At 69.1% G+C, this 18158-nt stretch carries 22 protein-coding genes; 11 read left to right on the top strand and 11 right to left on the bottom strand.

The window, feature by feature from the left end:
* Position 1: 1 nt before the first annotated feature.
* Entirely contained in the window at positions 2 to 664 is a 663-nt protein-coding gene (locus tag EIZ45_RS22695; protein WP_037814020.1) for an MSMEG_1061 family FMN-dependent PPOX-type flavoprotein, read from the top strand.
* A 45-nt stretch (positions 665 to 709) separates the two neighbouring features.
* On the top strand, positions 710 to 1588 hold the full coding sequence (locus tag EIZ45_RS22700) for a phosphotransferase (protein WP_134663125.1): 879 nt from the start codon (positions 710 to 712) through the stop codon (positions 1586 to 1588).
* 411 nt (positions 1589 to 1999) lie between these two features.
* Here the strand turns inward: EIZ45_RS22700 and EIZ45_RS22710 are convergent, their stop codons facing one another.
* Positions 2000 to 2560, bottom strand: a complete 561-nt coding sequence (locus tag EIZ45_RS22710; RefSeq protein WP_134663126.1) for a hypothetical protein — start codon at positions 2558 to 2560, stop codon at positions 2000 to 2002.
* 25 nt (positions 2561 to 2585) lie between these two features.
* Positions 2586 to 3593, bottom strand: coding sequence for a 4,5-dihydroxyphthalate decarboxylase (locus EIZ45_RS22715; protein WP_037814025.1), 1008 nt, complete (start codon positions 3591 to 3593; stop codon positions 2586 to 2588).
* Between the two features lie 73 nt (positions 3594 to 3666).
* Here EIZ45_RS22715 and EIZ45_RS22720 point away from each other — a divergent pair, with 73 nt between their 5' ends.
* Complete coding sequence (locus EIZ45_RS22720; RefSeq protein WP_037814027.1) at positions 3667 to 4134, top strand: MarR family winged helix-turn-helix transcriptional regulator; 468 nt, start codon at positions 3667 to 3669, stop codon at positions 4132 to 4134.
* Positions 4135 to 4189: 55 nt separating this feature from the next.
* Positions 4190 to 5050 carry an alpha/beta fold hydrolase gene (locus EIZ45_RS22725; protein WP_134663127.1) on the top strand — a complete coding sequence of 287 codons (861 nt, stop codon included), beginning with the start codon at positions 4190 to 4192 and terminating at the stop codon, positions 5048 to 5050.
* A 2-nt stretch (positions 5051 to 5052) separates the two neighbouring features.
* On the opposite strand, the gene EIZ45_RS22730 is transcribed toward EIZ45_RS22725, so the two are convergent.
* Together EIZ45_RS22730 and EIZ45_RS22735 are read right to left on the bottom strand one after the other, a co-directional pair.
* A complete protein-coding gene (locus EIZ45_RS22730) occupies positions 5053 to 5493 on the bottom strand; it encodes a nuclear transport factor 2 family protein (RefSeq protein ID WP_037814033.1) in 441 nt (146 codons plus the stop codon).
* A 1-nt stretch (position 5494) separates the two neighbouring features.
* Complete coding sequence (locus EIZ45_RS22735) at positions 5495 to 6370, bottom strand: TIGR03619 family F420-dependent LLM class oxidoreductase (RefSeq protein WP_037814036.1); 876 nt, start codon at positions 6368 to 6370, stop codon at positions 5495 to 5497.
* A 142-nt stretch (positions 6371 to 6512) separates the two neighbouring features.
* Here EIZ45_RS22735 and EIZ45_RS22740 point away from each other — a divergent pair, with 142 nt between their 5' ends.
* Positions 6513 to 7325, top strand: a complete 813-nt coding sequence (locus EIZ45_RS22740) for a hypothetical protein (protein WP_037814038.1) — start codon at positions 6513 to 6515, stop codon at positions 7323 to 7325.
* A 77-nt stretch (positions 7326 to 7402) separates the two neighbouring features.
* The gene (locus tag EIZ45_RS22745) at positions 7403 to 7639 is read left to right on the top strand and encodes a hypothetical protein (protein WP_051729013.1); all 237 of its coding nucleotides are present in this window, start codon (positions 7403 to 7405) and stop codon (positions 7637 to 7639) included.
* 54 nt (positions 7640 to 7693) lie between these two features.
* Here EIZ45_RS22745 and EIZ45_RS22750 read toward each other — a convergent pair whose 3' ends face one another.
* Together EIZ45_RS22750 and EIZ45_RS22755 are read right to left on the bottom strand one after the other, a co-directional pair.
* A complete protein-coding gene (locus EIZ45_RS22750) occupies positions 7694 to 8503 on the bottom strand; it encodes an Fpg/Nei family DNA glycosylase (protein ID WP_134663128.1) in 810 nt (269 codons plus the stop codon).
* Positions 8503 to 8976: a ribose-5-phosphate isomerase gene (locus tag EIZ45_RS22755; RefSeq protein WP_134663129.1), complete on the bottom strand. Its 474-nt coding sequence runs from the start codon at positions 8974 to 8976 to the stop codon at positions 8503 to 8505. Before EIZ45_RS22755 ends, EIZ45_RS22750 begins: the two co-directional genes overlap by 1 nt.
* A 44-nt stretch (positions 8977 to 9020) precedes the next feature.
* On the opposite strand from EIZ45_RS22755, the gene EIZ45_RS22760 reads away from it, so the two are divergent.
* Both EIZ45_RS22760 and EIZ45_RS22765 read left to right on the top strand, forming a co-directional pair.
* Positions 9021 to 9758 carry a 2-phosphosulfolactate phosphatase gene (locus EIZ45_RS22760; protein ID WP_134663130.1) on the top strand — a complete coding sequence of 246 codons (738 nt, stop codon included), beginning with the start codon at positions 9021 to 9023 and terminating at the stop codon, positions 9756 to 9758.
* A complete protein-coding gene (locus EIZ45_RS22765; RefSeq protein WP_134663131.1) occupies positions 9755 to 10543 on the top strand; it encodes an MBL fold metallo-hydrolase in 789 nt (262 codons plus the stop codon). The genes EIZ45_RS22760 and EIZ45_RS22765 overlap by 4 nt, the downstream gene beginning before the upstream one ends.
* 38 nt (positions 10544 to 10581) lie before the next feature.
* Here the strand turns inward: EIZ45_RS22765 and EIZ45_RS22770 are convergent, their stop codons facing one another.
* Entirely contained in the window at positions 10582 to 11202 is a 621-nt protein-coding gene (locus EIZ45_RS22770; RefSeq protein ID WP_043827917.1) for a DsbA family protein, read from the bottom strand.
* A 176-nt stretch (positions 11203 to 11378) separates the two neighbouring features.
* Here EIZ45_RS22770 and pepN point away from each other — a divergent pair, with 176 nt between their 5' ends.
* On the top strand, positions 11379 to 13946 hold the full coding sequence (gene pepN / locus EIZ45_RS22775; RefSeq protein WP_134663132.1) for an aminopeptidase N: 2568 nt from the start codon (positions 11379 to 11381) through the stop codon (positions 13944 to 13946).
* Positions 13947 to 14662: 716 nt separating this feature from the next.
* Here the strand turns inward: pepN and EIZ45_RS22785 are convergent.
* The 3 genes from EIZ45_RS22785 to EIZ45_RS46880 all read right to left on the bottom strand — a co-directional run bounded on the left by EIZ45_RS22785 (position 14663) and on the right by EIZ45_RS46880 (position 15869).
* Positions 14663 to 15145 (bottom strand): DUF5130 family protein, encoded by a 483-nt coding sequence (locus EIZ45_RS22785; RefSeq protein ID WP_043829473.1) that lies wholly within the window; start codon positions 15143 to 15145, stop codon positions 14663 to 14665.
* Positions 15132 to 15386, bottom strand: coding sequence for a hypothetical protein (locus EIZ45_RS22790; protein WP_037814055.1), 255 nt, complete (start codon positions 15384 to 15386; stop codon positions 15132 to 15134). Before EIZ45_RS22790 ends, EIZ45_RS22785 begins: the two co-directional genes overlap by 14 nt.
* A 309-nt stretch (positions 15387 to 15695) precedes the next feature.
* The gene (locus EIZ45_RS46880; RefSeq protein WP_235146640.1) at positions 15696 to 15869 is read right to left on the bottom strand and encodes a hypothetical protein; all 174 of its coding nucleotides are present in this window, start codon (positions 15867 to 15869) and stop codon (positions 15696 to 15698) included.
* A 55-nt stretch (positions 15870 to 15924) separates the two neighbouring features.
* Between EIZ45_RS46880 and EIZ45_RS46885 the strand changes: the two genes are divergently transcribed.
* Positions 15925 to 16170, top strand: coding sequence for a hypothetical protein (locus EIZ45_RS46885; protein WP_235146639.1), 246 nt, complete (start codon positions 15925 to 15927; stop codon positions 16168 to 16170).
* Positions 16171 to 16270: 100 nt separating this feature from the next.
* Here the strand turns inward: EIZ45_RS46885 and EIZ45_RS47635 are convergent, their stop codons facing one another.
* Positions 16271 to 16723 carry an HNH endonuclease gene (locus EIZ45_RS47635; protein ID WP_050788293.1) on the bottom strand — a complete coding sequence of 151 codons (453 nt, stop codon included), beginning with the start codon at positions 16721 to 16723 and terminating at the stop codon, positions 16271 to 16273.
* Between the two features lie 410 nt (positions 16724 to 17133).
* On the opposite strand from EIZ45_RS47635, the gene EIZ45_RS22805 reads away from it, so the two are divergent.
* Complete coding sequence (locus EIZ45_RS22805; RefSeq protein ID WP_051729014.1) at positions 17134 to 18135, top strand: mechanosensitive ion channel family protein; 1002 nt, start codon at positions 17134 to 17136, stop codon at positions 18133 to 18135.
* The last annotated feature ends 23 nt before the right edge of the window (positions 18136 to 18158 follow it).

Consider the following 18158-nt stretch of genomic DNA (forward strand, 5'->3'; position numbering starts at 1 on the left):
CATGACCACCGCAGCCGACGCGTACGCGCCGATCACCATGGCGCGCATCCGGGAGATCATCGGTTTCCCGGACCAGTTCATCGCCGAGAAAAAGGAACCGCAGCTCGGCGAATTCGCCATGCGGTTCATCGCGCACAGCCCGTTCTTCTGCGCCGCCACCTTCGGCGCGGACGGCCTGATGGACGTCAGCCCGAAAGGCGACCCGCCCGGTTCCGTGCGGGTCCTCGACCCGTGGACGCTCGCCATCCCCGACCGTCCCGGCAACAAACTCGCCGACACCTTCGAGAACGTCACCGCCACCTCGTCGATCGGGCTCGTGTTCTTCGTGCCGGGCCTGCGCGAGGTGATCCGCGTCAACGGCGACGCCTTCGTCACCGACGATCCGGAACTGCTGAGCATGCTCAGCGCGGACAACAAACCCGCTGTCCTCGCGACGGTCGTCCGCGTGCGCGAAGTGTTCGGTCAGTGCGGAAAAGCCGTCATCCGGGCGAAACTGTGGGAGGGCGACACTCGCGGACTCGCCGAGGCGGCGACCCTCGGCGGCGATTTCTACACCCTCTCCATCGCCGAACAGGCGCAGAAAATCAACAACAGCCTCGGCGACCTCGTGAACGGCGGCCTGTACGACGTGGTCGACGAAAACTACCGGACCGAGCTGTTCTAGAAACTCCGTTGCTCCCACCGCGAAGCGCTGCCTAGTATCCGTTTTGTGCGATCCCGACCGGTCTTTCCCACCGACGACACCATCACCCGCGTACTCGCCGAACAGTGGCAGCCCGTCTCCGAGATCGCTTACCTGCCTTGGGGTTTCGGCGCGCACCACTGGCGCGCCGACTCCCTGTTCGTCACGCTGGACCAGCTCGAACCCCGGCACACCGCGGCGTCGCTGGAAAGCACCTACGCGAGCGCCGCCGAACTGGCCGCAGCCGGGCTTGAGTTCGTCTGCGCCCCGGCGCCGACGCGGTCCGGCCGCTTCACCGTCGACACCGGAGCCGGCGCGCTCAGCGTCACCCCGATGCTGGACGGCCGCAGTCCCGCGGAAGACGAGGTCGACAAACCGGCAATCCTCGCCGCGCTCGACGCCCTGCACCGCACCCCGCCGCCCGCCGGACTGCGCGAGTGGGCACCGAAGGTCGGCCCCGGCTTCGCCGACGAACTGCGCGCCCGCACGGCCGAACCCTGGACGTCCGGCCCCCTGGCCGAAGAAGCCCGCACCGCCCTCGCCTCCCGCGGCGACGCGATCAAACGCTGGAACGACCGCTACCTCGAACTGGCCGCGCTAGCCGTCTCCCGGCGCGGCTCCTGGGTCCCGACCCACGGCGAACCCCACCACGACAACCAGGTCGCCACGCCCGACGGCCTGCGCCTGGTCGACTGGGAAACCCTCGCCGTCGCCCCGCGCGAACGCGACTTCGCCGACCTGCCCGGCACCCCGGGTCTGGACCCGGAAATGCTGGAACTGTTCGCCCTCGACTGGCGGCTCTCCGAACTGCGCGAGTACGCGGACTGGTTTTCCGCGCCGCACACCGGGAACGAGGACGATGTCATCGCGTGGGAAGGATTGCGCGAGGAACTGGGCCTCGCCTGACCGAGGTCCCGGCAGCTGTTCTCCTTGGCAGTCACGGCGTTTCGGGTGATGAGGCCGACCGCTCTGCCGACGGTATTGCGCAGTGCCAGCCCGTGCCGAGTCCGCGGAACGAGCAGCGTGGCGACAAGGTTGACGCGCCGATGCTTCGGGTCCACCTGCCGCCGGTGTTTCGCCTCGTAGACCTGAAAAGCCCGGGCATGATCGCCAGGATGCGCGGCGAGCGCTTCGGCCAGCGTCTGCGCACCGGTCACGGTCGTAGCCGGGCACCCGCCCGCCGCGGAAGGTGAACGTCGCGAGCGGCTTTCCCCTAGACGGATGGACAGTGAGCATCCGGCCAGGCGCGGTCGACCTGCTGACCGCGGAGCGCCGCGGCGCCTGACCCAGCGGCCGTCGTTCACCGACCCGCCCTGATCACCGGACGCGGACAACGAGATCCGGCTGCCGGAACCCTCCGGCGTCGACCCAGCGTCCGCCGTCGAGGCGACCGGTGGCGGCCACCCGGTCGAGCTGGCCGGGCGAGCAAAACCTGCGGCCGTCCCCGCCCCCGACGATCTCCCCGGTGTCCGCGAACAGGTGGATCTGCCGCGTGAGCGTCCATTCGCAGCGCACGACCGGCCGACGCAAGACAGCTTCGAACCAGTTCGCCGCCCGCGTCGCCAGGTCTTCCGGCCCGCCGGTCGCGGCGAACGCCAGCTTGGTCGGCTCGTCCGGCAGGGTGAACAACTGGTTGTGCACCTCGTCGCCGCGCAGGGTCCGGCCGTCCAGATGCACCCCGAGGGTCATGAGCACGCAGTGCGCGACCGGATCGGACAGGTCCAGGGAAGCGATCAGCGGAAGCTCCGCGTCGGGCGGATCCACTCGGCTGTCGAGCGGGCTCGCGCGCCAATGAGCCGCGCGAATCCGCAGCGCCTCGACAAAGCGGCGCTCAGTCTCGCCGAGCTCGCCGTCGTATTCGAACCATTCGTCCGCCACATCCGGAAGCATGCCAGCGCAACGACTAGGTATCCAGCAATTCCGGCACGAAAATCTCCTCCACCTTCATCAGCCTCTTCGACAATCCCTGTTCGAAGTGCCACCGCAGGAAAGCCTCCACCGACCGCCGGTTCTTCTCAATTCCGTACGGCCACCAATCCTCCCCGAACAACCGGCGGTTCTCGTCGTACAACGCACTGAACCACGGCACCATCCCGGCATCGCCCATGTGATTGAAAATGCGCCCCCGCCGGTAATCCGCCATCGCGACTTCCTTCGCGTCGACAAACCCCCGATACAGCCGCTCCGCCAGACCCGGATTCTCCGCCAGCAGATCCCGCCGGACGACCACCGCATGCATGATCGGCCGGATTCCGGTCCGCCGGTAATACTCGCGTTCCACCGGCACGTAATCCGGGAACAACTGCGCCACCTCCGGCGAATCCTCCCGGATGCCGCGCGGCGGATCCGCGGTAATGAACGCGTCGATCTCCCCGCTCTCCAGCATCGGCCCGAGCGCTTTCCCCGCCGGAGCCTGCCGCACCTCCACTTCCGCGGGGTGCAGTCGCGGAACGAAATCGAACCACTCCATCGGCCAGTCGAATCCGCCGATCACCCACCGGCTCTGTTCCGGCCGCACGCCGTACTCGTCGGACAGCATGCCTTTCGCGACGACGCCCGCGTCGTGCCCGTACGTCGCGAACTCGCCGATCGTCTTGCCGATCAAATCGCGCGGCTCCCGGATGCCGCTGCGCGCGTTGACGTAGATCGCCGAATGCCGGAACTGCCGGTTCGGGAACACCGGCAGCGCAACGAACGGCGGATCCGGCAGGTCCAGGGTGCGCAGATAGAACGTGAGCCCCAGTTCGGCGACAGCGAACTCCCTGCCCCGCACCATCCGCTCGAACAGGTCCGAGACGATATCGGCGGTGTGCAGGGTCGCGTCGACGCCCTCGAAGCGGACCCGGCCGTCGAACAGCGGGCGGGTGTTGTCGTAGCGGTACAGGCCGAAGTCCAGCCGCAGGTCGGTCATCACGTGCTCCTCTCCGTCCCGTCTCATACTAAACGCGTTTACTATCTGCGGGCAACCGCTACGATGCCTCCCGATGGACAAGGACGCGCTCGCCGAACTCTTCGCCACCGCCTCGCTCGGCGCCCCCGAGAACGCGGTGGGATTCGTCATGTGGCGCGTCGTGCACCGCTACGTCCGCGAGGTCGACCAGGCCCTCGCCCCGCTCGACCTGACGCACCTGCAGTTCCAGACGCTCGCGCTCGCCGGCTGGCTCAACCGCACCGGCGGCCCGGTGACCCAGTCCGGGCTCGCGACGTCCGGCGACATCCACCCGATGCAGGTGTCGCAGATCCTGAAAACGCTGGAGCGCAAGGGATTCGTCGCCCGCGCGCGCAGCGCCGAGGACGTCCGCGCCAAACGCGTCGAGGTCACCGACTCCGGCGGAGCCGCCCTGCGCGCCGCGATGCCGCTCGTGATCGAGGTACAGCACCGGATCTTCGGCGACGAGGGGCTGCCCGGCGGAAGCCTGCTGAACACCTTGCTGCGCCTGGACAATTCCTGACCGAGGCCCTTGCCGGGCTGCTACGGTGGAAGCGCACCTGTCTCGGGGAGGGACGATGCCGGGAGCTTTCACCGACCGCAAAGCACAAGAACGCTACTTCGCCGTCTACGCGCAAGTCCTGCGAGAGTGGCCGGTTCCGTCCGAGGAACTGGACATTCCGACGAAGTTCGGCCCCACGCGCGTCCGGCGCAGCGGTCCCGGGCACGGCACGCCGATCGTGCTGCTGCACGGCATCATGGGCTCGTCCCTGTCCTGGTACCCGCACCTCGCCGAACTGGCCGCCCGTCATCCGGTCTACGCCGTCGATTCGATCGGCGAACCGGGTCACTCGGTCGAGACCGTCTCAGTCAGCACCGACGACGACCTCGCCGCATGGCTTTCCGAGGTCCTCGCCGCGCTCGGCCACGAGAAGGTTTGCCTGGCCGGGGTTTCGCGCGGCGGGTACCTGGCGCTGAACCTCGCGACCCGTTCCGCCGACCGGATCGCGGGCGTCATCGGCCTGGAACCGGCCGGCTTCGCGGAGATCAGCGTCCCGAAATTCCTCCTGTGGAGTTTCCGGGAGATCTTCCGCTGGCTGCTGCCCGCCGCGATCCAGCGCCGGATCGTCGCCGGCGATCCGACGGTGCGGCGCACCTTGCGGCCCCTGCTGTTCGCCAGCCTGAAATACAAGGCGCACCTGCCGCCGCAGCACGTCTTCACCGACGACGAACTCCGCGCGATCGAAGTCCCCGTCCGCCTGGTCCTCGGCGAACGCAGCCACATCCACCGCGCGTCCGAAGTCGCCGCCCGGGTCGCGAAGCTGAATCCCCGCATCAGCACGGAAATCGTGCCGAGAACGACGCACGCGCTAACGCTTCAGCAGCCCGACCTCATCACCACACACGTTCTCGACTTCGCCGAAACAGACACAGCCTGACGTCAAACCTGCCGCGCCGTCGCCATCGCCCGCTCCGTCTCCCAGAACGCCCGCATCGAAACGACCAACCCGTCCTCGTTCACCCGATACACGAACACCCCGTCGGTGTCGACGCGATAGCCGCCAGGCAGGTACGTCGTGATCGTGCCGACGTTCGCGACCTCCGAACCCGCCGCGTGCGAATCGCGGATCACGAACTCGAACTTCTCGACATTCCCGATCGTCTTGTCCCAGAACGCGGAAAGACCGTCGGGGCCGTGGTGACCCTTGCCCTCCTCGTCGAACATCGACGGGCCGACCGGGTCCTCGACGACCGCGTCCGGGGCGAACAGCGCGAGCCAGCCGTCCTTGTCCCCGGCGGTCGCCGCCGTCATCGACTTGAACGCCGCTTCCCGCGCGGGCGGCTGCTTCGCCGCGGGGTCCCAGCAGACCTCGACTCCCATGTCACTCCTCGATTTTCGCGATGATCTCGTCGCCGAACTTGCGGATCGCGTCGACCTTCGGGCCGAGGTCCGCGTCGAATCCGTGGCCCTCGAACACCCACGGCATGGTGATCGCGTCGGTGACGCCCGCCTCGGCCTGTTCGCGGAACCCGTCGAGCCCGAACCGGTCGACGCACACCGCCTGGAACTCGAACGGGTCGTCGGCGCGCCCGCGCTCGGCGAGCAGGCCCTTGAGCTTGCCGATGGTGTCGCGCAGCTGGTCGAGCGTCATCATCGCGGACGACCAGCCGTCCGCCACGCGCGCGGCCCGGCGCAGCGCGACGTCGGTGTGCCCGCCGATGTAGAACGGCACGCGCGACGGCGGCGCCGGGCTCATCTTGAGCTTGTCGAAGTCGAAGAACTCGCCGTGGAACTCGACCATGTCGCCGCTGAGGATCAGCCGCAGCACCTCGATGGCCTCGTCGAACCGTTTGCCGCGCCGCTGATACGGCGCGCCGCACCATTCGAATTCCTCCGGCGACCAGCCGATCCCCAGCCCGAGGCCGAACCGTCCGCCGGTCAGCGCGGCGACCGAGTTGACCTGCCGGGCGAGCAGCACCGGATTGCGCGAGCCGAGTTTCAGCACCGACGTGTAGAACCGGATCCGTTCGGTCACCGCGCCCATCGAGGCGGTCGCGACCAGCGGATCCGCCCAGGGCGTGTTCTCGTCCCAGAACCGGCTGCCGTCGGGCGTGTAGGGATAGTCGGCGGACACTTTCTCGGAGTAGAAGAGCGAATCGGGCAGCACGATCGAGGAGAACCCGGCCTCCTCGGCGGCGCGGGCCAGCCCGGTCAGCTGGTCGAGCGGGCTCATCGCGATCGACAAGGAGAACTTCATGCCGCGGACTATAACGTGTTCTAGTTTTGTCGGCCACCGCCCGATCGGCGGCGCCGCCGGGAACTCTCCGCGCACGGTCCGCGTTGTCCGTTTCAGAGACGGCTGCCCGGCCGTCGCGTCAGATCGAGACACGGAGTGACCCATGGGCACCGCGATCCTCCTGATCGTGCTGGTCGTCGTCATCGTCGGAGGCGGGTTGTACCTGGCCAGGAAGCAGGCCGCGGCCAAGCAGAGCCAGCTCGAGGACGCCAAGGCCGACGCGCGCCGCCTCGTCGAACGCCTCGGCGGCCAGGTCCTCAACATCACCGGCACCGACACCGCCTCCCAGCAGGCGATGGCCGACGCGAGCGAGCGCTACAACGCCGCCGGTTCGCAGCTGGAGCAGGCCAAGACGGTCGAACAGGCCCGGCTGGTGAAGGAAACCGCCGTCGAAGGCCTGTATTACGTGCGCGCCGCGCGCGTGGCGATGGGCATGGACCCCGGCCCGGCGCTGCCGGACGAGGCCGAACGCGAACGCGCGGGCAAGGTCACCGAACACCGCGAGGTGGACGTCGAGGGCCAGCGCTACGCCGCCTCGCCCGACCCCGGCCAGGACACGCCGTACTACTACCCCGGCGGCCGCGTCGCGGGACGCCCGGTGCCGCAAGGCTGGTACAGCGAGCCGTGGTGGAAGCCCGCGCTCGTGGCGGGCGCGTGGGGCCTCGGCTCGATGTTCCTGTTCAGCGCCATGTTCTCCGGCATGAGCGGCATCGCCAGCGCGTCGGCCTGGGAATCCGGCTACGACGCGGGCCAGGCGGACGCCCTGGACGCCGGCGGCATGGACGGAGCGGACGGCGGCTTCGACGGCGGAGGATTCGACGGCGGAGGATTCGACGGAAGCCAGGACTTCGGCGGAGGTTTCGACGGAGGCGGCTTCGACGGCGGCGGGTTTGACGGCGGAGGCTTCGACTTCTGACCGGTGACTCCGGTGAAAGGCCCCGTGGCAGACGTGCCGCGGGGCCTTTGTCGTTCCCGCAGGAGGAAACTGGCCGGATGCCCGACAGCGAACGGAAGAAGCAGTCGAACCTGCACCGGACCACGGTGGACGCCGTGGCGGCCTACCTCGCCGACGAGGACGCGGATACCTACAACCTCACCGACGCCGCCGTCCGCCAGGACGCGTTGCGAGCGGCGCTGTATCTGGTCGCACTGGCTGCGAGAGCGGTCACCGCCCTCGCAGAGGCGACCGGCCGCACACCGCAGGAAGCCCTGCGCTCGATCGAGCGTTGACGAACACTAAGCGGGCAGAAACACGAGAGCTGCTCTCGCTTCGAACCGCCGAACTCACGCAGGCTGACAGGTCGGACACCAATAAAGATTCCGCGCCGCCAATTCCTTCTGCGCCACCGGCGTCCCGCAAATCAAACACGGCATCCCGGCCCGCCGGTACACGTAAACCTCGCCCCCGTGCCGATCCTCGCGGGGAGCGCGTCCCATCGCCGCGGGCAAATGCTCGGGCGCGACCGTGTCGATCCGGCCGACCCGGACCCCGGCGCGCATCAGCGTCACCAGGTCCGCCCACATGTCGTCCCACAGCGCGCGATCCAGCGACCGGCCCGGGATCATCGGCGAAATCCCGTGCCGGAACAGCACTTCCGCGCGATAAACATTCCCGACCCCGGCCAGCACCGCCTGATCCATCAGCAACGCGGCGATCGTCGTCCGTGAGCGCGAAATCCGTTCCCACGCCCGATCCGGCTTCGCGTCGCGGCGCAGCGGGTCCGGGCCGAGGCGGGCCTTGATCGCGTCGACCTGCGCCGGATCCAGCAGTTCGCACCGGGTCGGGCCGCGCAGATCGGTCCAGTGGGTGCGGCCGGCGAGCCGCATCCGCACCTGGCCAACCGGCTCGGTCTCCGGCAGCGGCGCTTCGCCGAAGGTGCCGTACAGACCTAAGTGGACATGGACTGTCCCCGCCGGACCGTAGTCGTGGAACAGATGTTTCCCGTACGCCTCAGCGGAAACGAGCACCTGCCCGTCGAGTTTCTCCGCCTCCGCGGCGAACCGGCCCTGCGGACTGCTGACCGCGACCGGTCCGCCTGCGTAGCGGCGTTTGTGGAGACGGGCCAGCCGATGGAGCGTGTGCCCCTCGGGCATCAGGCCTCCGGCAGGGCGGGCGGGGTGCCGGTGCGCTCGTAGTCGAGCAGCTGCTGCACGCGCCGCGCGTGGCGTTCGGCCGGGTCCACCGGCGTGGCCAGGAACGCCTCGACGATCTCGGTCGCCTGCTCCTCGGTGTGCATCCGGGCGCCGACGCCCAGCACCTGGGCGTGGTTGTGCTGGCGGGTCAGCTGCGCGGTTTCGACGCTCCAGCCGAGCCCGGCGCGGATGCCCGGCACCTTGTTCGCGGCGATCTGCTCGCCGTTGCCGGACCCGCCGATGACGATCCCGAGGCTGCCCTCGTCGGCGGCCACGCGGCGCGCGGTTTCGACGCAGAACGCCGGGTAGTCGTCGGCCGCGTCGTAGACGAACGGACCGATGTCGGTCACCTCGTGCCCCTGTTCGCCGAGGTGGCGGACAAGGTGGTTCTTCAGCTCGAAACCGGCATGGTCGGATCCCAAGTAGACACGCACAGCGGGAGTGTGCCATCTCGCCGCCGACCCGGCATGCTCCGGGGGTGGACATCGCAGCGCAGCACGGCACGGACGTGCGACTCGAATGGGGCGGCGAAGGCGTCGAAATCCTCGGCCCGGAATGCGCCGTGCTGATCGTCGTCGACGTGCTTTCCTTCAGCACCACAACGGATCTCGTCGTCGGCCGCGGCGGCCGCGTGCTTCCGGTGCGGTGGCGCGACGAACGCGGGATCGCCGAGGCGCGCGGAGCGGGAGCGGTGGTCGCGGGCGAAGAGGAATGGACGCTCCGGCCGTCTTCTGTGACGGAGATCCCGTCCGGCACGCTGCTCGCCCTCCCCTCCCCCAATGGTGCGACGCTCTGCGCGGCCGCGGCGAAAACCGGCGCGCACGTATTGGCCGGTTGCCTGCGGAATGCGTCGGCGACCGCGGCGAAAGCCAGGGAAATCGCCGACGGACGGCCGATCGGCGTCATTCCCGCCGGGGAACGCTGGGGCGTCGACATGTTCGGAGAAGGCGCGGAATTCGGTCCGCTGCGGCCGTGCGTCGAGGACCAGCTGGGCGCGGGTGCGATCGTCAGCGCGCTGCCCGGCTCGTGGTCCGCCGAAGCCGCGCTCGCCGCGGCTGCCTACGCGGCCACCGATGTTCCGGCAGCGCTGCGCACCTGCACCTCCGGCCGGGAACTCGCCGCGACCGGCCACGGAAACGACGTCGTTCTCGCCGCGCAGCAGGACGTCAGCGCTAGCGTGGCGAGGCTGTCGCGCGGAATCCTGGAGGGGCAATGAGCTGGACCGAGGTGGCCGACCGGGTTTTCGCCCGCCGGTACAACGAACTGGACCTCACGACCGGCTTGGTGCTCGGCCAGGAGAAGTGCCTGGTGATCGACACCCGCGGCGACGTCGACCAGGGCGCCGAATTCGCCGCCGCGGTCCGCGAGCTGACCGAACTGCCGTGGTCGGTCGTCTACACGCACGCGCATTTCGACCACGCCTTCGGCACCACGCCGTTCCTGCCCTGCGACGTCTGGGCCCACCCCGGCTGTCTGCAGGCCATGCTGAAAAACGGCGAAGCTGACAAGCAAACCTGGGCCGCGCACTACCGCAAAGAGGGCAAGCCGGAGATCGCCGACGCCATCGAGCGAACCGGGCTCATGCCGCCGGACCGTCTGGTTCCCGACCGCGCCGAACTCGACCTCGGCGGCCGCACCGTCACGCTCGTGCACCCCGGCGTCGCGCACACCGACCACGACCTGCTGGTGCACGTGCCGGACGTGGATGTCGTCTTCGCCGGAGACGTCGTGGAACACGGTCCGCACGGCTTCACCGCGTACTCGTTCGGCCCGGACGACCACCTCGACGCGTGGGCCGCGGCAATGGACGCGCTGCTCGCCCTCGAACCGCGCGTCGTCGTGCCCGGCCACGGCGACCCGGTGGACGAAGCGTTCGTCCGGACGCATCGCGACGGGTTGCTGCGGCTGCACGAGCTGAAGACCGCCAAGACGCCGCTCGAGGAAGCGGTGAAAACCTCGCCGTATCCCGAAGACGTCACCAGAGCCGCGCTGGGGTGCTGATCGCGTGAGAAACCGCGACCAGCACCCGCGAACGGGCGTCAGTCGAAGTTCAGGTCCCCGGTCCGGGTGCGCTTGAGCTCGAAGAAGTCCGGGTAGCTCGCCAGCGCGACCGCGCCGTCGAACACCTTCAGCGCGTCCTCGCCGCGCGGGATCGACGACAGCACCGGGCCGAAGAACGCGCTCCCGTTGACGTGGATGGTCGGCGTGCCGACGTCCATGCCGACCGGGTCCATGCCCTCGTGGTGGCTCTTGCGCAGCGCCTCGTCGTATTCGGTCGATTCGCCCGCCTCGGCGAGTTCGGCGGGCGCGCCGATCGCGGCGAGCGCCTCCTTGATGACGAGCTTGCGGTCCTCGTTGTGCTGATTGTGGTAGCGGGTGCCGAACTCGGTGTAGAAGTTGCGCACCGCTTCCTGACCCTGGGTCTGCGCCAGCGCGGTCGCGACGCGGACCGGAGCCCAGCCCTCGCTCAGCAGCTCCTTGTACCGCTCGGGCAGGTCTTCGCGGCCTTCGTTCAGCACCGACAGGCTCATCACCCGGAAGGTCAGGTCCAGCTCGCGGTGCTTCTCGACTTCCAGGATCCACCGCGACGAGATCCACGCGAACGGGCAGATCGGGTCGAAGTAGAAGTCCACCGTGGTGGGCTGGGACGAGTCAGTCATTTTTCACGGGCTCCTCGGCGAGGCTGCTCCCCGGCGCTCGCCGGGGACGGGGCCAACCCCCGCACTGCGAGCCAACGCGGCGGCCCCTCCGCATTGTTCCCTGGTCGCCCCTTCCTGGCCCGTCATGATTGGATGCTGAACGTCGTGCCCACCGGATCCGAAGACCAGAGGTGCCCGTGCCCGCCCCCAACCTGACGCGTGACGAAGCCAAGCAGCGCTCCGGCCTGCTGGACGTGTCGTCCTACGACATCGAGCTGGACCTGACTGACGGCAGCGGCCGTCCCGGGGAGAAGACGTTCCGCTCGACCACCACGGTGCGGTTCTCCAGCAGCCGTCCCGGCGAAGCGTCGTGGATCGACCTCGTCGCCGAAGGCGTCCGCTCCGCCGTGCTGAACGGCACTGAGCTCGACGTCAGCGGCTACGCCGAGGAAAAGGGCATCGCGCTGCCCGGCCTTGCCGCGGAGAACGAACTCGTCGTCACCGCGGACTGCCGCTACATGAACACCGGCGAGGGCCTGCACCGGTTCGTCGACCCGGTCGACGACGGCGTCTACCTCTACACCCAGTTCGAGACCGCCGACGCGAAGCGCATGTTCGCCTGCTTCGACCAGCCGGACCTCAAGTCCGTCTACCGGCTCGCGGTGCACGCCCCGCGCGACTGGAAGGTCGTGTCCAACGCGCTCGTCGAAAGCGCCGAGGACACCGAGGACGGCGCGCGCCGCACGCAGTTCGCCGAATCCGAGCGCATTTCCACCTATCTGGTGGCGCTCGTCGCCGGCCCGTACGCGGAGTGGACCGACGAGTTCCGCGACGAGCACCGCACCATCCCGCTCGGCATCTACTGCCGCGCGTCGCTCGCCGAGCACATGGACGCCGAGCGGCTGTTCGTCGAAACCAAACAGGGTTTCGCCTTCTACCACGAGAAATTCGGCACCCCGTACCCGTTCTCCAAGTACGACCAGCTGTTCGTGCCGGAGTTCAACGCGGGCGCGATGGAAAACGCCGGCGCGGTCACCTTCCTCGAGGACTACGTCTTCCGCAGCCGCGTCACCCGCTACGCCTACGAGCGCCGCGCCGAGACGCTGCTGCACGAGATGGCGCACATGTGGTTCGGCGACCTGGTCACCATGCGCTGGTGGGACGACCTGTGGCTGAACGAGTCGTTCGCGACCTTCGCGAGCGTGTTCGCCCAGGCCGAGGCGACCGAGTACAAGAACGCCTGGACCAGCTTCGCGAACATCGAGAAGTCCTGGGCCTACCGCCAGGACCAGCTGCCCTCGACGCACCCGATCGCGGCCGACATCGTCGACCTGCACGCGGTCGAGGTCAACTTCGACGGCATCACCTACGCCAAGGGCGCGAGCGTGCTGAAGCAGCTGGTGTCCTACGTGGGCATCGAGCACTTCCTCGACGGCCTCAAGGTGTACTTCGGCAAGCACGCGTGGGGCAACGCCACGCTCGCCGACCTGCTGGCGGCGCTGGAGGAAGCGTCCGGCCGCGACCTGTCGTGGTGGAGCGCGGAATGGCTGGAGACCACCGGTCTCAACTCGCTCAGCCCGCGCTACGAGATCGCGCCCGACGGCACCTTCGCGTCGTTCGCCGTCGTGCAGACCGGCGCGAAGCCGGGCGCCGGCGAACTGCGCACGCACCGCGTCGCAGTCGGCGTGTACGACGAGGACAGCGACGGCAAGATCGTCCGCACCCGCCGCGTCGAGCTGGACGTCACCGGCGAGCGCACCGAGGTGCCGGACCTGGTCGGCCAGGCCGCGGGCAAGCTCGTGCTGGTCAACGACGACGACCTGACCTACTGCCGGATGCGGCTCGACCCGGCGTCGCTGACCACGCTGATCGACCGGATCGGCGACATCACCGAATCGCTGCCGCGCACGCTGTGCTGGTCGGCCGCGTGGGAGATGACGCGCGAGGCCGAACTGAAGGCTCGCGACTTCGTGACGCTCGTGGCGCGCGGGATTCACGCCGAGAGCGAGGTCGGGGTCGTGCAGCGGTTGCTGCTGCAGGCGCAGACGGCGCTCAACTCTTATGCGGACCAGAAGTGGGCCGCGGCGGAGGGCTGGCCTGCGTTCAGCGGCCGGTTGCTGGAGCTGGCCCGGACCGCGGAGGCTGGGTCGGACCATCAGCTGGCGTTTGTGAACTCGCTGGCCGGCGGGGTGTTGAGCGAGGACATGCTGACGGAGATCGCCGGGTGGCTGGACGGGTCCGCGCCGTTGCCGGGTCTCACTGTCGACACCGATTTGCGGTGGCGGTTGCTGCAGGCGCTGGTGGCGCACGGCAAGGCTGGTGCGGACGAGATCAATGCCGAGCAGGCGCGGGACGACACTGCGGCTGGGCGGCGGCATGCTGAGCGGTCTCGGGCGTTGCAGCCTACTGCTGAGGCGAAGGCGGATACTTGGCAGCGGGCTATTTACGACGACGAGATTCCTAATGCGGTTTCTGACGCGTTGATTTCCGGGTTCTCGCATCCTGGGCAGAAGCATTTGCTCGGGGATTATATTGAGCGGTATTTCGAGGTTATTGACGATGTCTGGGCTCGGCGGTCTAGTGAGCGGGCTCAGCCGACCGCGATTGGGTTGTATCCGTCTTGGGCGGTTGAGCCTGCGACGGTGAATGCTTCGGATGAGTGGCTTGCAGGGGATCATCCGGCGGCGTTGCGGCGGCTTGTTTCCGAGGGGCGGGCTGGGATTGTCCGGGCGTTGGCTGCTCGGGATTTTGACAGTCAGGTCTAACTTCTCGTCGCCTGGCGGCGACATCGGCTTTTGGTTGCGCGGGGCACCCCGAAGCTTGATTGTGCTGACGGTTCGGGGGTGCTTGTCAAGGCGGGAAAGATGCCTTGACAAGCACCCCCGAACCGCAGATGGGCTTCGTATCGGGGTGCGCGGGAGGGGCTGGGTGCCTCGCTCGTTGGGTGCATCGGCTGCGGTAGAGGGGCTGGGTGCGTCGATGGTTGGGTGCACCGGTGCGGCTGGGGTTCGCGGTTTGGGGCTAGTGGCGGTGGGGTTTGGGGTGTGCGGCTAGCGCCCCAATGTGGCATTGGGTGCGTGAGATGCACCCAAAGTGGCGTTCGGTGCGTGGGATGCGCCCAATGTGGCGTTGGGTGCGTTCCGGCGGCAGGTGCGATTGAGCTGGTGGGGATTGGGGCTTGCGCCCCAAAGTGGCGTTGGGTGCGTCTGACGCACCCAATGTGGCGTTCGTTGCGTCCCATGCACCCAATGCCGCATTGGGGCGGCATCCGGCAGCTGCGAGGCGGGCGAGCGGGCCGTGAAGGGCTCCTTGAGGGAATCCAAGTCCGTGAAGGAGCCCCTCACACACGGGGGCGGGTCGTGAGGGGAACCCTGAGGGAATCAGAGTCAATGAGGGTGGCCCTCACGAAACGGGCAGCGGCGGGGGCAGAACGTAAAAGAGCCGTCCCGCTGAGTGCGGGACGGCTCTGGCGTGGGATGTATCAGTGCTTCGGCGCGGGGCCAGCTTGGTCGCTCAGCATGCGCAGGGCATTGACCAGACCGCCGGTCAGGTCGCCTTCCTTGAAGGAGGCCACCATGCTCGCCACGGCCAGGTTCGCGCCTCGGTCGGGCAGGCGGGAGTGGGCGCGCTCGCCGGTGACGATTTCGATCGCGCGCTGGGCGGGGGAAACGCCGAGCAGCACCGCGTTCGTCGGGTCGTCGGTGGCGGCGTGCAGCTTTTCCGCGCCGGCCCGGGTGTCTTCGCCCAGGTCTCCCAGGTAGATGCTGAAGTCGAGGCCCGTTTCGCGCGTCGCGAAGGTGAGGGCCTCGTCCAGGCGGGCGAGCTGCTGCACCGTGAACGGGCTCGTCGGGGCCGCGGGCTCGTACATTTTCGCCGCGGACAGCCTGCCGCTGTTGGTGATGACCTCGCCGAAGGCCAGGTCCTTCTCCGCGACCGCGGTCTGGGTCACTTCACCACTTGCCACGAGCGCCTCCTGCGGCCGTCGAAGCGCCCGCGGGCGCCGCATTCACGTCAACCGCCGGGCCGTGGCCGGCTCCTACGCCGTCCGGGTTGGCGGTCCACCACATAGCGGGGTACTCCCACGGCTGCCCCGGCCGGTACCGCGGCGTCCCCGAGAACTTCTTCCGCAAGGTCGCGGCGCCGACCACGAAGTAAATGGCCCCGGGGATGACCGCGTAGACCAGGATCGTCTCGACAACGTTCACGCCGGTGAGCGTATCGGATGCCTCCGGCAGCCACCGCGCGACACCGGCGACCGGGGGCGACCGTTCGTCGCCGCCGAGGCGCCGTCCGCCGCTTGGCCCGCGTCCGCTGGAACGTTGGGGCGAAGGGCTGCGGGCCGAAAGATGGCAACTCGCCGTACAGGCGGCCGTACCGGGCGATAGCGGCTTGTCCGAACCTTGAAATCCTCGTAGCTTTTTCACCTGTACGGGCCTTGTGCCCGCCTCCCCAGCCCCAGCCCGTCACGCACCGGTCCCAGGAGGACACCTCATGCAGAGCGTCCAGCCCCCCGCTCAGGCGATCACCGAGACCATTTCGTCACCCAGCGAGACCGGATTCGTGCCCGGAACGCGGGTCACGTCCGGCACCAGGGTTACGCGCGGCACTCGGGTCACCCGCGGAACCCGGGTCACCGCGGGCACTCGCGTGACAATGGGTACCCGGGTCACCATGGGAACTCGAGTCACCAGGGGCACCCGCGTTACGCGCGGGACCCGAGTCACGGCCGGAACTCGCGTCACGATGGGCACCCGCGTCACGCGCGGGACCCGCGTCACCCGGGGCACTCGCGTCACGGCGGGCACCCGCGTCACCTGCGGCACGCGCGTCACGATGGGCACGCGCGTCACCCGCGGCACCCGGGTCACCGCCGGAACCCGCGTCACCATGGGCACGCGGGTCACCCGCGGCACTCGCGTCACGCGCGGCACCCGGGTCACGATGGGCACGCGCGTCACCTGCCAGGCCGACTACAGCCTCGCCGCCTGAGCACCGCCAGCACCGGAACAGGGACGTCGAGCACGGTCCATCGGCTCGCCCCGGCCGCCGCACAGGCAGCCGGGGCGCCGGCGTGTCCGGGAACGGGCGGCTAGGCCGCCGACCCGAGATACGGCCGCCACAGCGGATCGGCCTCTTTGGAATGCGCCAGCAGCCGCCAGTGCGGGCCGTGCGGGGCGCGCGGCACCACGCGCAGCCGCCAGCCGATCTCCGACAGGAGCCGGTCGGCCTTGCGGTGGTTGCACTTCGCGCAGCAGGCGACGCAGTTGGTCCAGCTGTGCGGACCTCCCTTGCTGCGCGGGACGACGTGGTCGATAGTCTCCGCGCGGCCGCCGCAGTAGGCGCAGCGGTGCCGGTCGCGGTGCATCAGCCCGGCCCGGGTGAGCGGCACCTGCGCCCGATACGGCACCCGCACGTACGTGCTGAGCCGGATCACCGAGGGAACGGGCAGCGACACCGTCGCGGCGTGCAGTTCGACGCCGCCCGGATCGCCGTGGACGACCTCCGCCTTGCCGCACATGACGAGCACCACCGCGCGCCGCATGGGCACCGCGGTCAGCGGCTCGAAAGTGGCGTTGAGCAGGAGGACCCGGCGCCGCCCCCACGCCGGGGCGACCGGATCGCGGGCTCTACGCTGTCCGGGCGGACGGGATGCTCCCCCTGGACGGGTCCCCGGCCCGGACGGGACGGAGCCGCCGGATGCGGATCCTCCCGGGCAGGCACGCAGGATCGCCTCCGGCGGCAGCTCGGCCATGGCTTGGCCGGCGCCGCCGAGGGGGACGGGTTGTCGGTCTGGCACTCGACCACCTCCACCGGTGCAGGCATAGTCGACCACACATCAGGGCCCCGGCGCACGCGTGTTCTGTGACGTGTCACATACCCGCGACCCGGCGGCCACTCGCCGGCCGCCTGTGCGCCGCCGGGACAAGCAACGAGAAAGGACTAGCTCAGCCAGTGAATGCCGTGCTCAGCGCTCCGCCCAGCTGCATCTCCGAGACCGGGTCGTGGTGCGCCCAGGTCTATTCGGTCACGCACAACGAGTGGCTCGCCGCGTCGGCGGGCTGGCTCGTCACCAAGCCGCTGAAGATCATCATGATCCTCGTCATCGCGTTCGTGGTGCGCTATCTCACCAAGCGGCTGATCGAACGGGTCACCACGCTCCCGGCCTCGGGCAGCAACGGCAAGATCCCGTCGCTGTTGAGACCGCTGCGCGAACGGGCGCCGGAGATGCTCGGCACCGCCGTGGTGGAACGCCGCAGGCAGCGCGCCAAGACCATCGGCTCGGTGCTGAAGTCGATGGCGACGTTCCTGATCTACGGCCTCGCGTTCATCCTCGTGCTGGGCGAACTGGGCATCGACCTGGCCCCGATCATCGCCTCGGCCGGCATCGTCGGCGTCGCGCTCGGGTTCGGCGCGCAGAACCTGGTCAAGGACTTCCTTTCCGGGATGTTCATGATGATCGAGGACCAGTACGGCGTCGGCGACGTCGTGGACATCGGCGAGGCGACCGGGACCGTCGAGGCGGTCGGCCTGCGCATCACCACGCTGCGCGACCTGAAGGGCACCGTCTGGTACGTCCGCAACGGCGAGGTGCTGCGCGTCGGCAACTCGAGCCAGGGCTTCGCCTACGCCGTGGTGGACGTCCCGCTGAGCTACTCCGCGGACGTCGACAAGGCCACCGAGGTGCTCAGCGGCGCCGCCACGAAGGCGGTCGAATCCGACGCGCTCTCGGCGAACGTGCTCGAGCCGCCGGAGATGCTCGGCGTCGAACAGGTCACGCCCGAGGGAATCGTGTTGCGCCTGACGGTCAAGGTGCGACCGGGCAAGCAGTGGGCGGTGCAGCGGAAGCTGCGCGGGCAGTTGCTCGGCGCGCTGGAGGAGGCTGGTTTCGAACCGCCGCTCGGCCGGTTGCTGTCGTCCATGCAGGACAAGCAGTCGGGCGCGCCGCGCAGCTGAGGCAGGGCAAGATGGAGGTGTGT

Origin of the sequence: Amycolatopsis sp. CFH S0740, assembly GCF_004522315.1 — a bacterium.
Lineage (GTDB): Bacteria > Actinomycetota > Actinomycetes > Mycobacteriales > Pseudonocardiaceae > Amycolatopsis > Amycolatopsis nivea.

What these genes read in the sequence shown, in the direction of transcription:
- EIZ45_RS22695 (WP_037814020.1), top strand. Translation starts at nt 2, where the DNA reads ATGACCACCGCAGCCGACGCGTACGCGCCGATCACCATGGCGCGCATC.
- EIZ45_RS22715 (WP_037814025.1), bottom strand. Translation starts at nt 3,593, where the DNA reads ATGACCGACCTGCGGCTGGACTTCGGCCTGTACCGCTACGACAACACC.
- EIZ45_RS22720 (WP_037814027.1), top strand. Translation starts at nt 3,667, where the DNA reads ATGGACAAGGACGCGCTCGCCGAACTCTTCGCCACCGCCTCGCTCGGC.
- EIZ45_RS22725 (WP_134663127.1), top strand. Translation starts at nt 4,190, where the DNA reads ATGCCGGGAGCTTTCACCGACCGCAAAGCACAAGAACGCTACTTCGCC.
- EIZ45_RS22730 (WP_037814033.1), bottom strand. Translation starts at nt 5,493, where the DNA reads ATGGGAGTCGAGGTCTGCTGGGACCCCGCGGCGAAGCAGCCGCCCGCG.
- EIZ45_RS22735 (WP_037814036.1), bottom strand. Translation starts at nt 6,370, where the DNA reads ATGAAGTTCTCCTTGTCGATCGCGATGAGCCCGCTCGACCAGCTGACC.
- EIZ45_RS22740 (WP_037814038.1), top strand. Translation starts at nt 6,513, where the DNA reads ATGGGCACCGCGATCCTCCTGATCGTGCTGGTCGTCGTCATCGTCGGA.
- EIZ45_RS22745 (WP_051729013.1), top strand. Translation starts at nt 7,403, where the DNA reads ATGCCCGACAGCGAACGGAAGAAGCAGTCGAACCTGCACCGGACCACG.
- EIZ45_RS22750 (WP_134663128.1), bottom strand. Translation starts at nt 8,503, where the DNA reads ATGCCCGAGGGGCACACGCTCCATCGGCTGGCCCGTCTCCACAAACGC.
- EIZ45_RS22765 (WP_134663131.1), top strand. Translation starts at nt 9,755, where the DNA reads ATGAGCTGGACCGAGGTGGCCGACCGGGTTTTCGCCCGCCGGTACAAC.
- EIZ45_RS22770 (WP_043827917.1), bottom strand. Translation starts at nt 11,202, where the DNA reads ATGACTGACTCGTCCCAGCCCACCACGGTGGACTTCTACTTCGACCCG.
- EIZ45_RS46885 (WP_235146639.1), top strand. Translation starts at nt 15,925, where the DNA reads ATGGGCACCCGCGTCACGCGCGGGACCCGCGTCACCCGGGGCACTCGC.
- EIZ45_RS47635 (WP_050788293.1), bottom strand. Translation starts at nt 16,723, where the DNA reads ATGCGGCGCGCGGTGGTGCTCGTCATGTGCGGCAAGGCGGAGGTCGTC.